The organism is Bradyrhizobium jicamae, assembly GCF_018130695.1.
In the GTDB taxonomy this organism is placed as follows: Bacteria; Pseudomonadota; Alphaproteobacteria; order Rhizobiales; family Xanthobacteraceae; genus Bradyrhizobium; species Bradyrhizobium jicamae_B.
The window spans coordinates 139150-152304 of the sequence record NZ_JAFCJX010000005.1 but is presented as its reverse complement, the minus strand read 5'-3'; the positions used below and the strand labels follow the sequence as shown (position 1 = coordinate 152304).

The 13155-nt window shown below is 65.7% G+C and carries 13 protein-coding genes; 9 read left to right on the top strand and 4 right to left on the bottom strand.

The features are described 5' to 3' along the window. The first annotated feature begins 22 nt into the window (after positions 1-22). A complete protein-coding gene (locus JQ604_RS08985; protein ID WP_212355597.1) occupies positions 23-991 on the top strand; it encodes a TAXI family TRAP transporter solute-binding subunit in 969 nt (322 codons plus the stop codon). An 84-nt stretch (positions 992-1075) separates the two neighbouring features. Here JQ604_RS08985 and JQ604_RS08980 read toward each other — a convergent pair whose 3' ends face one another. Further along, positions 1076-2266: an ABC transporter substrate-binding protein gene (locus JQ604_RS08980; RefSeq protein WP_249158140.1), complete on the bottom strand. Its 1191-nt coding sequence runs from the start codon at positions 2264-2266 to the stop codon at positions 1076-1078. 204 nt (positions 2267-2470) lie between these two features. On the opposite strand from JQ604_RS08980, the gene JQ604_RS08975 reads away from it, so the two are divergent. From JQ604_RS08975 to JQ604_RS08965, 3 genes are read left to right on the top strand one after another with little or no spacing between them, the layout of a single operon-like run. After that, positions 2471-3583: a molybdopterin-binding protein gene (locus JQ604_RS08975; RefSeq protein WP_212355592.1), complete on the top strand. Its 1113-nt coding sequence runs from the start codon at positions 2471-2473 to the stop codon at positions 3581-3583. Positions 3584-3589: 6 nt separating this feature from the next. Further along, complete coding sequence (locus JQ604_RS08970; RefSeq protein WP_212355590.1) at positions 3590-5539, top strand: molybdopterin biosynthesis protein; 1950 nt, start codon at positions 3590-3592, stop codon at positions 5537-5539. A 45-nt stretch (positions 5540-5584) separates the two neighbouring features. Next, entirely contained in the window at positions 5585-6715 is a 1131-nt protein-coding gene (locus JQ604_RS08965; protein WP_212355588.1) for an FAD-dependent monooxygenase, read from the top strand. Positions 6716-6718: 3 nt separating this feature from the next. Here the strand turns inward: JQ604_RS08965 and JQ604_RS08960 are convergent, their stop codons facing one another. The 3 genes from JQ604_RS08960 to fdhD form a co-directional block, all read right to left on the bottom strand. Continuing rightward, complete coding sequence (locus JQ604_RS08960) at positions 6719-6964, bottom strand: hypothetical protein (RefSeq protein ID WP_212355970.1); 246 nt, start codon at positions 6962-6964, stop codon at positions 6719-6721. A gap of 73 nt (positions 6965-7037) precedes the next feature. Next, positions 7038-7736, bottom strand: coding sequence for a molybdenum cofactor guanylyltransferase MobA (gene mobA, locus JQ604_RS08955; protein ID WP_212355586.1), 699 nt, complete (start codon positions 7734-7736; stop codon positions 7038-7040). After that, positions 7681-8571: a formate dehydrogenase accessory sulfurtransferase FdhD gene (gene fdhD / locus JQ604_RS08950; RefSeq protein ID WP_212355584.1), complete on the bottom strand. Its 891-nt coding sequence runs from the start codon at positions 8569-8571 to the stop codon at positions 7681-7683. Before fdhD ends, mobA begins: the two co-directional genes overlap by 56 nt. A gap of 93 nt (positions 8572-8664) precedes the next feature. On the opposite strand from fdhD, the gene mobB reads away from it, so the two are divergent. From mobB to JQ604_RS08925, 5 genes are all read left to right on the top strand, one after another. Beyond that, positions 8665-9192: a molybdopterin-guanine dinucleotide biosynthesis protein B gene (mobB, locus tag JQ604_RS08945; RefSeq protein ID WP_212355582.1), complete on the top strand. Its 528-nt coding sequence runs from the start codon at positions 8665-8667 to the stop codon at positions 9190-9192. A gap of 9 nt (positions 9193-9201) precedes the next feature. Next, positions 9202-10455 (top strand): molybdopterin molybdotransferase MoeA, encoded by a 1254-nt coding sequence (locus JQ604_RS08940; protein WP_212355580.1) that lies wholly within the window; start codon positions 9202-9204, stop codon positions 10453-10455. A 15-nt stretch (positions 10456-10470) separates the two neighbouring features. Beyond that, positions 10471-10734, top strand: a complete 264-nt coding sequence (locus JQ604_RS08935) for a sulfurtransferase TusA family protein (protein WP_212355578.1) — start codon at positions 10471-10473, stop codon at positions 10732-10734. Positions 10735-11068: 334 nt separating this feature from the next. Continuing rightward, positions 11069-12721, top strand: coding sequence for an OFA family MFS transporter (locus JQ604_RS08930; protein WP_212355576.1), 1653 nt, complete (start codon positions 11069-11071; stop codon positions 12719-12721). Positions 12722-12809: 88 nt separating this feature from the next. Continuing rightward, the gene (locus tag JQ604_RS08925; RefSeq protein WP_212355574.1) at positions 12810-13061 is read left to right on the top strand and encodes a hypothetical protein; all 252 of its coding nucleotides are present in this window, start codon (positions 12810-12812) and stop codon (positions 13059-13061) included. Positions 13062-13155: the final 94 nt, after the last annotated feature.

The window sequence follows — 13155 nt, the reverse complement described above, 5'->3', positions numbered from 1 at the left end:
GGAACGACGGTTGAGGCTCAACATGAAATTCGCTTTGATGATGTGTGCGGGAGCGCTGCTGTTCGCAGGCAGTGCGATCGCCGAGGAGGGAAACAAGGCCATGACAAAAACAACCATCAGCCTCGCGACCGCAACACCGGGCGGCGGCTTTCCGCTCTATGGCAACGCCTTTGCCGAAGCGATGAATGCGGCCGATCCGTCGCTGTCGATCGAGCCGCGCAACACCAAGGGCTCCAACGAGAACATCCCGCTGCTCGAGGCTGGCTCCGTCGATATCGCCACGGTGGCGGGCGAGCCGGCCTACGAGGCCTTCATGGGCATCGGGCGTGCGCCGGCGACGAAGATGAAAATCCTCACCGCGATGTATTCGAGCCCAGGCATGTTCGTGGTCCGCGGCGACAGTCCCTTCAGGACGATCCGTGATCTCGTCGGCCAGCCGGTTGCGTTCGGCGCAAAGGGCTCCGGCCTGCCGATCCTGTCGCGCTACATATTGGATGGCATCGGGCTGAAGCAGGACGAGGATTTCAAGTCGATCTATCTCGATCGCGCCGGCGACGGCCCCGCGATGGTGCAGGACGGCCGCGCCGCGGCGCTGTGGGGCGCCGGCATCGGCTGGCCCGGCTTCACCGCGATGGCCGAAAGCGCCAGCGGTGCGCGCTTCATCGCGCCGGATGCGGACGAGATCGCAAAAATCCGCGCCAAGCACACCTTCCTCAAGCCGCTGACGATTGCCGCCAACAGCTATCCGAAGCAGCCAGAGGCGATCTCATCGGTCGGCTCATGGAGCTACATCCTGGTACGCGACGGCCTGCCCGACGATGTCGCCTATCGCCTCGCGAAGACACTGCATGGCATCGAGGCGTCGTTCTGCCAGAAGCTTGCGCAGGCCTGCGAAACCACGGCCGCAAACACGGTGGCGGCCGCGCCGAAGGTGGAGCTGATCCACCCAGGTGTGCTCAAATATTTCCGCGAGATCGGGGTGGCGAAGTGAAGAGCGCGAATAGCGAATGGCGAGTAGCGAATAGGTCGCTCTCATCTCGCCGTGTCGTTTCGCTATTCGCTACTCCCTATTCGCCTACTTCTTCAACATCGAGCAAGCCGGGTCCGGCGGACCGAACGCGTCGTCACCCGAAATTTTTGCGAGGATCTTGTAATAGTCCCACGGATATTTCGACTCCTCCGGCGTCTTGACCTGGACCAGCCAGAGATCATGCACCATCAGATTGTCGTCGCGGATCTTGCCGTTGCGGGAGAAGAAATCCTCCACCGGCTTCTCGCGCATCTTGGCGGCGACCTTGAGCGGCTCGTCGGTGCCGGCCTCCTTGATGGCGTTGAGATAGGCCATCACCGAGGAGTAGACGCCGGCCTGCCACATCGTCGGCATCCGGTTCATCTTGGCGAAATAGCGCTTCGACCATTCGCGGGTCTTGTCGTCCATGTCCCAGTAGAACGAGGTCGTCAGCAACAGGCCTTGCGCTGCGGGCAGGCCGAGCGAATGGATGTCGGTGATCAGCGCGAGCAGCGCGGCCATCTGCTGGCCGCCCTTGAACACGCCGAACTCGGAGCCGGTCTTGATCTCGTTCATGTTGTTGGGCGGGCCGCCGGCGATGCCGATGATCTTGGCCTTGGAGGCCTGGGCCTGCAGCACGAAGGAGGACAGGTCGGGGGTGGCGAGCGGCGGCTTCACCGAGCCGAGCACCTTGCCGCCGTTCTTGGTGATGACGCTGGTTGCATCGCGCTCCAGCGAATGACCGAAGGCATAGTCGTCGGTGATGAAGAACCAGGTGTCGCCGCCGCGCTTCACCACGGCGTCCGCGGTGCCGACGGCGAGCGCGCGGGTGTCGAACACCCACTGCATCGCATAGGGCGAGCAGAACTTGCCGTGGAAGTCCGCGGTGCCGGTCGAATGGGTGATGAACAGCTTCTTCTTTTCATTGGCGATGTTCTGCACCGCAAGCCCGACCGCGGAGACCGGCACGTCGACGATCAGGTCGACCTGATCGACGTCGTACCAGCGCCGCGCGATGCTGGCGCCGATATCGGCTTTCAGCTGGTGATCGCCGATGGTGATCGAGATTGGCTTGCCCAGGACCTTGCCGCCGAAATCGTCGATCGCCATCTGGGCTGCGGTGACCGAGCCCTGGCCGGTCGGTGTCGAGGCCGGGCCATTCATGTCGGTGAGCACGCCGATCTTGACCTGGTCGTCGGAGATCTGCGCGCGCGCGGCGGTCGAGGCCATGAGCGCTGCGGCGAGCGTTCCAGCCATGGCTAAGTGTCTGGCGAACATCCTGTTTCCCTCCCGTCTGATGATCCGGCGCTTTGGCCATTGTTGCTTGCGGCCGCACCCTCCAGCGCGAGCCATATTGGTTTCTTTTGCAACTATTTCGGGGGCCCCGTCAACGCGCCTTCGGTCTAATGCCGCGGCCTCGGGAGGAGTTTATTTCGCACCCGATTCAGGTCATAGCGGATCATGACCAACGCTCAACGCCTGCCGGCTTCGCTGACCTCGCTCGATGTGGCGCTTGCCGCCGCACTCCGCGACGTCGCGCCGGTGGCGTCGGTCGAACTGCCCCTTGCCGAAGCGCTCGGCTGTGTCGCGGCCGAGATGCCGCTGCTGTCAGCACATCCGCCGCGCGATGTTGCGGTCGCCGATGGCTGGGCGATGCGCGCCAACGATCTGGTCGGCGCGTCCTCCTATGCGCCGCTGCCGCTGACCGCGCCGCCGATTTGGGTCGAGGCGGGCGACGCGATGCCCGACGGCACCGACTGTGTGATCGATGCCGACGCGGTCGATGCGACTGGTCCGCTTGTGCAGGTGCTCGCCGAAGCCATACCGGGACAAGGCGTTCGCCGCGCGGGCAGCGACATCGCCAATGGGAGCGCGATGTTGGACACGGGACGCCGCGTGAGCGCGCGCGGTCTCCTGTTCGCGCAAGCGGCTGGGCTCCAGACATTGCGTGTTCGGCGGCCGCGCGTTCGTCTCGTCAATATTCCGGGCGGACTTGCGACCACGCAATTCGTTGCCGCAAGCGCGCGCGCCGCCGGTGCCGAGCTGGAGATGCGCGCGGCTGCAGGGCGCGATGCCGCGTCGATCGCGAAAGCGCTCGACGGTGGCGACTGCGATCTGCTGTTGAGTGTCGGCGGCACTGGCGTGGGCCGCAGCGATGCGACCGTGACCGCCTTGGCTGCGCGCGGTGACGTGCTGGCGCATGGCATCGCGCTGCAGCCGGGGCGGACTGCTGCATTGGGACGCATCGGTGCAACGCCGGTCGTCGCACTGCCCGGTGCGCCAGACCAGGCGTTCGCGGCATGGTGGACGCTGGCGCGGCCCGTGCTCGATCGGCTGTCCGGACAGCGCGGGCGCGCGACGGTTCAATTGCCGCTGGCGCGCAAAATTGCCTCCAGCGTCGGCGTCGCCGAGCTGGTGCTGTTGAAACGCAAGGACGATCAATGGGTGCCGCTCGCCATCGGCGAGCTGTCGCTCGACGCAATCGCGCGTGCCGAAGCCTGGTTACTCGTTCCCGGCGGCGCCGAAGGTTTTGCTGCGGGCACGCCCGCCGACGGTTATATGGTGGGTGAGTGAGGTCCCATGACAAATACGCCCGCAGCAAACCACCGCAGCCACGTCGAGCAGGACCAGTTCCTGACCATCCTCTCGCGCGAGGAGGCCTTGGCGCGTTTCGAAGCCGCGCTGTTTCCGCGCGACCTGCCGGGCGAGATAAGGCCGCTCGCCGATGCGCTTGGCTGCGCGCTCGCCGGCGACGTGGTGGCGCCGATCGACGTGCCGCCGTTCGATCGCTCCAATGTCGACGGCTTTGCCGTGCGCTCGGCCGATCTCACATCGGCCGGCGAAGCAGCACCGGTCCGGCTGATGCTCAACGATGAGACGATTGCCTGCGGCATCGCGCCGACGCGGCCGGTGCTGTCGGGCACGACGACGGCGATCGCGACCGGCGGACCGGTGCCGCGTGGCGCCGATGCAATCGTGATGGTCGAGCACACCCAGCCGGCGGGCGATCGGGCCATCGAGATCCGCCGCGCGGCATCGCCCGGGCAATCCGTGTCCTATGCCGGCTCCGACATCGCGCGCGGCGAGGTGCTGCTGCGCGCCGGCACCGTCATTGGTTCGCGCGAGATCGGCATGTGTGCGGCTTGCGGGATTTCCGAGGTCCGGGTGGCGCGGCGGCTGCGCGTTGCGGTCCTCTCGACCGGCGACGAACTGGTGCAGCCGGGCGAGGCGCTGCGCCCCGCTGCGATCTATGACAGCAACGGCGCGATCGTCACAGCGGCGGTGTCCGAGAATGGCGGCGATGCGATGTTCCTCGGCGCGGTTGCCGACGACGAAAAGGCGCTCGAATCCGCGATGCGCGCAGCACTTGCGATTTGTGACATGCTGGTGCTCTCCGGCGGCACCTCGAAGGGCGCCGGCGATGTCTCGCACCGGATCATCGCGCGGCTCGGCAAGCCCGGCATCATCGCGCATGGTGTGGCGCTGAAGCCCGGCAAGCCGCTGTGCCTTGCGGTCTGCGACGGCAAGCCGGTGATCATCCTGCCGGGATTTCCGACCTCGGCGATGTTCACCTTCCACGACATGATCGTGCCTGTGCTGCGGCGAATGGCCGGCCTGCCGCCGCGCGCGGATGCCAAGGTCGACGCGAAGGTGCCGGTGCGCATCGCCTCCGAGCTCGGCCGCACCGAATTCGTGATGGTCTCGCTGGTCGAGGGCGCGGACGGACTGATCGCCTATCCCACCGGCAAGGGCTCCGGCGCGATCACCTCGTTCGCGCAGGCCGACGGCTTTCTGAAGATCGACGCGCTCGCCGACCAGATGCCGGCGGGCCGCGAGGTCGAGGTGACCTTGTTCACGCCGCATGTGCGGGTGCCTGATCTCGTCATCGTCGGCAGCCATTGCACCGGGCTCGATCGCGTCACCGCGCCGCTGGCGCGGGCCGGCCTCACGGTGCGCTCGATCGCGGTCGGCAGTCTCGGCGGGCTTGCGGCGGCCAAGCGCGGCGAATGCGACTTCGCGCCGATCCATCTGTTCGACGACAAGACCGAGACCTACAACACGCCCTATCTTTCCGACGGGCTCGAACTGGTGCCGGGCTGGCGGCGCATGCAGGGCATCGTGTTCCGGAAGGGTGATGCGCGCTTCGAGGGCCTGAGCGCCGAGGATGCGGTGCGCGCGGCGCTCGCCGATCCCGCCTGCATCATGGTCAACCGCAACCAAGGCGCGGGCACGCGGATCCTGATCGATCGCCTGCTGAAGGGCGCGCGGCCGGACGGCTACTGGAATCAGCCGCGCTCGCACAATGCGGTGGCCGCCGCGGTGGCGCAGCATCGTGCGGACTGGGGCATGACCATCGCGCCGGTCGCCCATGCGTCCGGCCTCGGTTTCATTCCGCACGCCGAGGAGCATTATGATTTCGCGCTGGTGACGGCGCGCAAGCAGCGGCCGGCCGTGCAGGCCTTTTTCGATGCGCTGTCGTCGGAGGAGGTGCGCGCCGCGCTGACGGAAGCGGGGTTCAGGCCGGCCTGACCGGCACGGGCTTCGCCAAAAAGAAATCGTGGGGCAGGGGGCAGCATGGCGAAGCCGTTGTCAGTTGCGATCATCGGCGCCGGCATGGGCGGGCTCGCCACCGCCGCAGCGCTGCGCCGCGTCGGCATCGACGTGACCGTCTACGAGCAGGCTATGCAATTCGCCCGCCTCGGCGCCGGCATCCAGATCGGCTGCAACGCGATGCAGGTGCTGCGCAAGCTCGGCCTCGAAGGGCGCCTGCGCGGCGGCTCGTTCTATCCGCGCTCCTGGAACAACCGCGATTGGCAGACCGGCGAGATCAAGTTCGACATGATTTTCGGCGAGAGCGCCGAAGAGAAATTCGGCGCACCCTATCTGCTCGCGCATCGCGGCGATCTGCATGCGGCGCTCGCGAGTATCGTGCCCAATGAGTTTGTCAGGCTGAGCCACAAGCTGACCGGTCTCGACCAGACGGCTGACGGCATCAAGCTCAGCTTCGCCAATGGCGAGACGGCAACGGCCGATGCGGTGGTCGGCGCCGACGGCGTGCACTCGGTGGTACGCGACATGCTGTTCAGCACGGCGCCGGCAAAATTCTCCGGGCGGATCGCCTATCGCACGACCTATCCGGCGGCGCTGCTCGGGACCGAGCGGATCGACGATTGCACGAAGTGGTGGGGCGAGGACCGCCACATCGTGATCTATTACGTCAAGCCGGACCGTAGCGAGATCTATCTCGTCACCAGCCAGCCGGAGCCTGACTTCCGCATCGAGTCATGGTCGGCGAAGGGCGACGTCCGCGAGTTGCGCAAGGCGTTCGACGGCTTCCATCCGGAGGTCACGCAGGTGCTGGCGGCGTGTCCTGACGTGCACAAATGGGCGATCATGGATCGCGAGGCGCTGCCCCGCTGGGCGGACGGCAATGTCACGTTGCTTGGCGACGCCTGTCATCCGATGACGCCCTACATGGCGCAGGGCGCGGCGATGGCGATCGAGGACGCTGCCGTGCTGTCGCGCTGCCTGGAGGGTGTCGATCGCGATGGTGTGACTGATGCCTTCCGTCGCTTCGAGGCGACGCGAAAGGAACGCACCACACGTGTGCAGGAAACGTCACGCGCCAACACCTGGCTGCGCGGCAGGACCAATGCTGATTGGGTCTATGGCTATGATGCGTGGAACGTGCCGCTGGCGGCGTAGGAGTCAGTCGTGGGCGGCCGCGTCGCGCCGCTGCTCGGCCTCGGCCAGCGCCCGCTCGGCGGCCGGCGGCAGCACCTTGGGGTCGGCAGGCACCTCGACGATCTCATCGCTGCCGGTCGCCTGGGCAGCCAGGCGCTTGGTGCGGTCATAGAAGAACAGGATATCCAGGAGTTCGCAGATCCCCCGGAAAATCAAGCCGACAAGGCCCCAGATGATCTCGACCACGATGCTGATGAGGAGGTCGACCATGGTGAATCGGTTGTGAAATTGCCCGCGATGACAGTTGGTCGCACCCCGGCGCCATCAGGTTCATGGGCAGGGCTTACCGCCCGCCGGCCTCATCCAGCGCCGCCAGCCGCTCGGCCTCGGCGATGTCGTCCATCGTGTTGGCGTTGAAGAAGGGATCGAGCGGGGTGGTCGGCCAGGTCACGGTGGCGAGCTTGTATCGTGCGGTCCAGCGGTCGATTTTCCTGACATCCTCGACCACCAGCGCATGGCGGAGTTCGTCGCGCAGGGCGACACTCCACAGGCCGATCACCGGATGCGATTGGCCGTCGGAGGCGGCGACCGCGAGCTGGGCGTTCTCGTCAGTTAGCGCGCGATGCAGCCGCGCGACGAGATCACGCGGCAGGAAAGGGCAGTCTGCGGCGGCGCTCAGCACAAGCCGGATGTTCGGGCGGTTGGCGGCGACCCAGTCGAGCGCGGCGAGGATGCCGGCGAGCGGGCCCGGGAAATCCGCGACGCCGTCAGCGATCACCGGCAGGCCGAACGCAGCGAAGCGCCCGGGATCGCCATTGGCGTTGAGCAGCAATTCGGCGCATTGCGGCTTAAGGCGCGTGATCACGCGCTCCAGAATGGTGCGGCCGCCGATAGTGCGCATCGGCTTGTCGCCGCCGCCCATGCGGCGGGCGAGGCCGCCGGCCAGAAGCACGCCCGGGATGTCCAGTGCGCCGCTCGGCGTCACGTCACTCGTCACGGGCTTCGCCCTTGCGTTTGTGGCGCGCCGCTTCCTCCTCGACATAGTCGAGGTTCTGGTCGAACACGATGCGCTCCTGCCCCGACAGCGCGATAAACCGCTTGCCGCGGGTGCGGCCGACCAAAGTCAGCCCGACCTGGCGCGCGAGCTCGACGCCCCAGGCTGTGAAGCCGGAGCGCGAGACGAGAATCGGAATCCCCATCCGCACCGTCTTGATCACCATCTCCGAGGTCAGCCGGCCCGTGGTGTAGAGGATCTTGTCGCCGGCATCGACGCCGTGCCGGAACATCCAGCCGGCGATCTTGTCGACGGCGTTGTGGCGGCCGACGTCCTCGGTGTAGCAGACCGGCGTCCCTTCCTTGCACAGCACGCAGCCATGGATCGCGCCGGCCTCCAGATACAGCGAGGGCATGGTGTTGATCGCATGCGTCATCTGGTAGAGCCAGGAGGTGCGCAGCTCGGCCTTCGGCAACGCGACGCTTTCGACGGCCTCGAGCAGATCACCGAACGCGGTGCCCTGCGCGCAGCCCGAGGTCTGCGTGCGCTTTTTCAGCTTCTGCTCGAAATTGGTGTTGTGCTCGGTGCGCACGACCACGACCTGAAGGTCGTCGTGATATTCGACCTCGGTGACGACGTCGTCGTATTTGAGCATGTTCTGGTTTAGGAGGTAGCCGAGCGCCAGATATTCCGGGTAGTCGCCGATCGTCATCATGGTGACGATCTCCTGCGCGTTGAGATAAAGCGTCAGCGGCCGCTCGACCGGCACCTTGGTCTCGATCCTGGCCCCGGTCTGGTCGATCCCCTCCACGCGCTCGGTGAGGCGCGGATCGTCCGGATTGGGGACGATCAGGGGAACGGGGGCTTTCTCCATTTTCATCATATGGCCGACGTTAGCATGACAAGGGCTCACAGCCGATATAAAGCGTCCCTAGATAATGCCTAGCCCCCGGTTCCGGCCGGTTTGGAGACCGCAATGAAAGTGATAGGCCTCGCGGGATGGAGCGGCGCCGGCAAGACCACCTTGCTGTCGCGGGTGATTCCGCACCTGCTCGGCCGGGGCCTGCGGGTCTCCGTGATCAAGCACGCCCATCACGAGTTCGACGTCGATATTCCGGGCAAGGATTCCTGGGTGCACCGCCAGTCCGGCGCCACCGAGGTGCTGGTGTCCTCGACGCGGCGCTGGGCGCTGATGCATGAGCTGCGCGGCGCCAACGAGCCGCGGCTGCCGGAGCTGCTGGCGAAGATGGCGCGGGTCGATCTGGTCGTGGTCGAGGGTTTCAAGCGCGAGCCGCTCAACAAGATCGAGGTGCACCGCGCCGCCAACGGCAAGCCGCTGCTGTTCCCCGACGATGCCGGCATCGTCGGGATCGCGAGCGATGTTGCGGTCGACACCAAACTGCCGGTGGCGCATCTCGACGACATCGAAGCGGTCGCCGCGCTGATGCTGCGGTCCGCGATTCCCGTCGACGACGTGCTCGCGACATCAGACGCCGACAGCTGACGAGGCCGCATGGCGCAACTGTCCGACGATTGCTTTGCATTCGGTGGGCCGATGATGTCGGTGGATGAGGCCGTGCGTCTCATCGCAGAGCGCGTGACGAAGATTTCCGCTGTCGAGACCGTGACGCTCGCCGCTGCCGATGGCCGCGTGCTGGCCGGCGACCTCGCCGCACCGCTGCCGCTGCCGCCGTTCACCAACTCCGCGGTCGACGGCTATGCGATTGCAAGCCGCCATTTGCCGACGTCCGAAGCGCAGGCCTTTCCCTTGTCCGGGCGCGTGCAGGCCGGTGCTTCGGCGCTGTCAGCGGTGAAAGCCGGCGAGGCCATGCGCATCTTCACGGGCGCGCCGATGCCCGAGGGCGCCGACACTGTGTTCATGCAGGAGGATGTCAGTCTCGAAGACGGCAAGGTCGTCCTGCCGACGGGGCTGAAGCCCGGCGCCAATGTGCGGCCGGCGGGCGAGGATATTCCGCTCGGGCATGCTGCGCTGAAGGCCGGCCAGCGGCTGCGGCCGCAGGATGTTGCCGTTGCCGCAGCGTTCGGGCTGACACAACTTTCGGTCGTCAGGCGACTGCGGGTTGCGGTGTTCTCGACCGGCAATGAGCTGGTTTCGCCGGGTGAAGTTCGTGCGGCGCCGCAATTGTTCGATTCCAACCGCTTCATGCTGATGGCGATGCTGCGGCGTCTCGGTTGTGAGGTCAGCGATCTCGGCATTTTGCGCGATGAGCGTGCCGCGCTTGCGGCTGCGCTGCGCGAGGTCGCAGGCAGCCATGATCTGATCCTCACCACCGGCGGCGTCTCGACCGGAGAGGAGGACCACGTCAAGGCAGCTGTCGAAGCGGTCGGAAAGCTCGTGCTGTGGCGGATGGCGATCAAACCGGGACGGCCGGTCGCGATGGGAATCATCGAGGGCACGCCGTTGATCGGTCTGCCCGGCAATCCCGTGGCGAGTTTTGTGACTTTCGTCCATGTGGTGCGCCCGACCATCCTGGCGCTATCGGGCGCGCGGCAGGAGCCGCTGCTGCCGATGCCGGTGCGCGCGGCCTTCACTTACAAGAAGAAGATCGCGCGGCGCGAATATGTCCGCGTCCATCTGCGCAGGGCCGACGACGGCGTGCTCGAAGCCGTCAAGTTTCCGCGCGAGGGGGCTGGGCTGTTGTCGTCGTTGACCGACACCGACGGACTGGTCGAGCTCAGCGAGGAGGTGACGCGCGTCGCGCCGGGCGACAGCGTCGGCTTCCTGTCCTACGCAACCTTGCTGTGAGGCCACGATCGACGCATGACCACGACAAAACTCGATCTCACCGGACTGAAATGCCCGCTGCCGGCCTTGAAGACGCGCAAGGCGCTGAAGAGCGTCATTGCGGGCGATTTCCTGGAGGTTCACTGCACCGATCCGCTGTCGGTGATCGACATTCCCGCCCTGATTCAGCAGACCGGCGACAAGGTCGAGATCACCGAGCGCAGCGAGAACCGCATCGTGTTCTTGATTGAAAAGACCGATGAACCAATAGGGAAATCCAATGGTGCGGCGCGTCCGTAAATTCTTGCGGTTGATTCCTACCATTTGCCTATCGACACCTGTTTCACCATCTGTGCCAATTGCTATTCTCCGCTGGGTTGCGGAGGAGCAGTCATGCCCCCGGGGACGGGGCGTGACGGGAGAGCTGGGCAGTACACTTCCAAATCGGGCCACGTGACCGGGCATATCCGGTCGCGCTGGGGGTTAAAATTCCGGAATGCGCATAGCGATCTCGGCGCATGCAAGGGATTTGTGCGGGGCAACGGGGCGACTTGTCGTGCCCGCACCGGGCTGAGACGGGATCGAAGATGGCAGCTGCGCCTCAGAAGGGGCGAACTGCAGGGGAGGATTCGCAATGACGATGACTAGCAGCGCCGGAACTGTTTCCGGAGCGGGCGCAGGGTTCCTCGACAAGGAGCGGACAATTGCCGCCGCCGGCTTCAATCGCTGGCTGGTGCCGCCGGCCGCACTTTGCATCCACCTGTGCATCGGCATGGCCTATGGCTTCTCGGTGTTCTGGCTGCCGCTGTCGCGCGCGATCGGTCTGACCGCGCCGAAGGCCTGCCCCGACATCTCGCTTTTCCAGGAGCTGTTCACCACCACCTGCGACTGGAAGGTGGCAAGCCTCGGCTGGATGTACACCCTGTTCTTTGTCGTGCTCGGTGTCGCTGCCGCGGTCTGGGGCGGCTGGCTGGAGAAGGCCGGGCCGCGCAAGGCCGGCTTCGTCTCGGCATTGTGCTGGTGCGGCGGTCTGTTCCTCGGTGCGATCGGCGTCTACACCCATCAGCTGTGGTTGATGTGGCTCGGCTCCGGCATCATTGGTGGCGTCGGCCTCGGCCTCGGCTACATCTCGCCGGTGTCGACGCTGGTGAAGTGGTTCCCCGATCGCCGCGGCATGGCGACCGGCATGGCCATCATGGGCTTCGGCGGCGGCGCGATGATCGGCGCACCGCTCGCGAACTGGCTGATGGACCAGTTCAAGACCTCGACCTCTGTCGGCGTCTGGGAAACCTTCTTCACCATGGGCGTGATCTATTTCGTGTTCATGATGATCGGCGCGTTCCGCTATCGCATTCCGCCGGCCGGCTGGCAGCCCGAGGGCTGGACCCCGCCCGCCAAGGCCAATGCGATGATCTCGAGCAAGAACGTTCACCTGAACGACGCGCACAAGACCCCGCAGTTCTGGCTGATCTGGTGGGTGTTGTGCTTGAACGTGTCCGCCGGCATCGGCGTGATCGGCATGGCCTCGCCGATGCTGCAGGAGATCTTCGCGGGCAAGCTGATCGGCCTGCCGGATGTCGGCTTCAACGCGTTGAACGCCGCGCAGAAGGCGCAAATCGCAGGCATCGCGGCGGGCTTCGCCGGATTGCTGTCGCTGTTTAACATCGGCGGCCGCTTCTTCTGGGCCTCGCTGTCGGACAAGATCGGCCGCAAGAACACCTACTACACGTTCTTCATCCTCGGCATCGTGCTCTATGCGCTGGCGCCGACCTTTGCGGCGATGGGCTCGAAGCTGCTGTTCGTGCTCGGCTTCGGCATCATCCTGTCGATGTATGGCGGCGGCTTCGCGACCGTTCCGGCGTATCTGGCCGACATGTTCGGCACCCAGTTCGTCGGCGCGATCCACGGCCGTCTGCTGACGGCCTGGTCGACCGCGGGTATCATCGGTCCGGTGGTGGTGAACTATCTGCGCGAGTTCCAGCTCGCCGCCGGTGTTCCGCGTGACCAGCTCTACAATTCCACCATGTACATCCTGTGCGGCATGCTGGTCGCCGGCCTAATCTGCAACTACCTGATCAAGCCGGTCAATCCGAAGTGGCACATGAGCGATGCCGACGTGGCGAAGCTGCAGGCCGCGACGGCGACCGCGGGTGCCGGACCGACCGGTTCGTTCGGCATCGGCAAGGGCGGCCTCGACGCCAAGGCCGCGCTGTTCTGGCTGTTCGTCGCGGTTCCGCTGGCCTATGGCGTCTACATGACGCTGCTCAGCGCGGTGAAGATCTTCTGATCTCGCTTGGGGTTCGCGGAACGGCATGCTCGTTCCGCGAACCGCTTCGCCTTTCAAATTCAACGCATGAATCTCAAGGACATTCCCCATGTTTCGTACCGGAACCTGCCTCGCCGCAGTGCTGCTGATCGCAGGCTCGCTGCACACGGCCTCGGCCCAGACCACGGACGCCAAGCCGCCGGGCAAGATCAAGCTCACCATGCAAAAGCTGAAGGACATGAAGGCCAAATGGGCGAGCAACCGGCCCAAGCTGAAGGCCTGCCGCGCCGAGGTGAAGACCAAGGGCCTCACCGGCGACGACCGCTGGTTCTATATCGAAGAATGCATGGGCAAGAGCTGAGGCCGCCGGTCGCGCTGAACCCGCCGGACGGTCGTCGACCGTCCGCCGTCCCCTGAGACGCGTGACTGCGCTCAATCACCAGCATCGAGCCTCG

What these genes read in the sequence shown, in the direction of transcription:
- JQ604_RS08985 (WP_212355597.1), top strand. Translation starts at nt 23, where the DNA reads ATGAAATTCGCTTTGATGATGTGTGCGGGAGCGCTGCTGTTCGCAGGC.
- JQ604_RS08980 (WP_249158140.1), bottom strand. Translation starts at nt 2,266, where the DNA reads ATGGCTGGAACGCTCGCCGCAGCGCTCATGGCCTCGACCGCCGCGCGC.
- JQ604_RS08975 (WP_212355592.1), top strand. Translation starts at nt 2,471, where the DNA reads ATGACCAACGCTCAACGCCTGCCGGCTTCGCTGACCTCGCTCGATGTG.
- JQ604_RS08970 (WP_212355590.1), top strand. Translation starts at nt 3,590, where the DNA reads ATGACAAATACGCCCGCAGCAAACCACCGCAGCCACGTCGAGCAGGAC.
- JQ604_RS08965 (WP_212355588.1), top strand. Translation starts at nt 5,585, where the DNA reads ATGGCGAAGCCGTTGTCAGTTGCGATCATCGGCGCCGGCATGGGCGGG.
- JQ604_RS08960 (WP_212355970.1), bottom strand. Translation starts at nt 6,964, where the DNA reads ATGGTCGACCTCCTCATCAGCATCGTGGTCGAGATCATCTGGGGCCTT.
- mobA (WP_212355586.1), bottom strand. Translation starts at nt 7,736, where the DNA reads ATGTCGAGGAGGAAGCGGCGCGCCACAAACGCAAGGGCGAAGCCCGTG.
- fdhD (WP_212355584.1), bottom strand. Translation starts at nt 8,571, where the DNA reads ATGATGAAAATGGAGAAAGCCCCCGTTCCCCTGATCGTCCCCAATCCG.
- mobB (WP_212355582.1), top strand. Translation starts at nt 8,665, where the DNA reads ATGAAAGTGATAGGCCTCGCGGGATGGAGCGGCGCCGGCAAGACCACC.
- JQ604_RS08940 (WP_212355580.1), top strand. Translation starts at nt 9,202, where the DNA reads ATGGCGCAACTGTCCGACGATTGCTTTGCATTCGGTGGGCCGATGATG.
- JQ604_RS08935 (WP_212355578.1), top strand. Translation starts at nt 10,471, where the DNA reads ATGACCACGACAAAACTCGATCTCACCGGACTGAAATGCCCGCTGCCG.
- JQ604_RS08930 (WP_212355576.1), top strand. Translation starts at nt 11,069, where the DNA reads ATGACGATGACTAGCAGCGCCGGAACTGTTTCCGGAGCGGGCGCAGGG.
- JQ604_RS08925 (WP_212355574.1), top strand. Translation starts at nt 12,810, where the DNA reads ATGTTTCGTACCGGAACCTGCCTCGCCGCAGTGCTGCTGATCGCAGGC.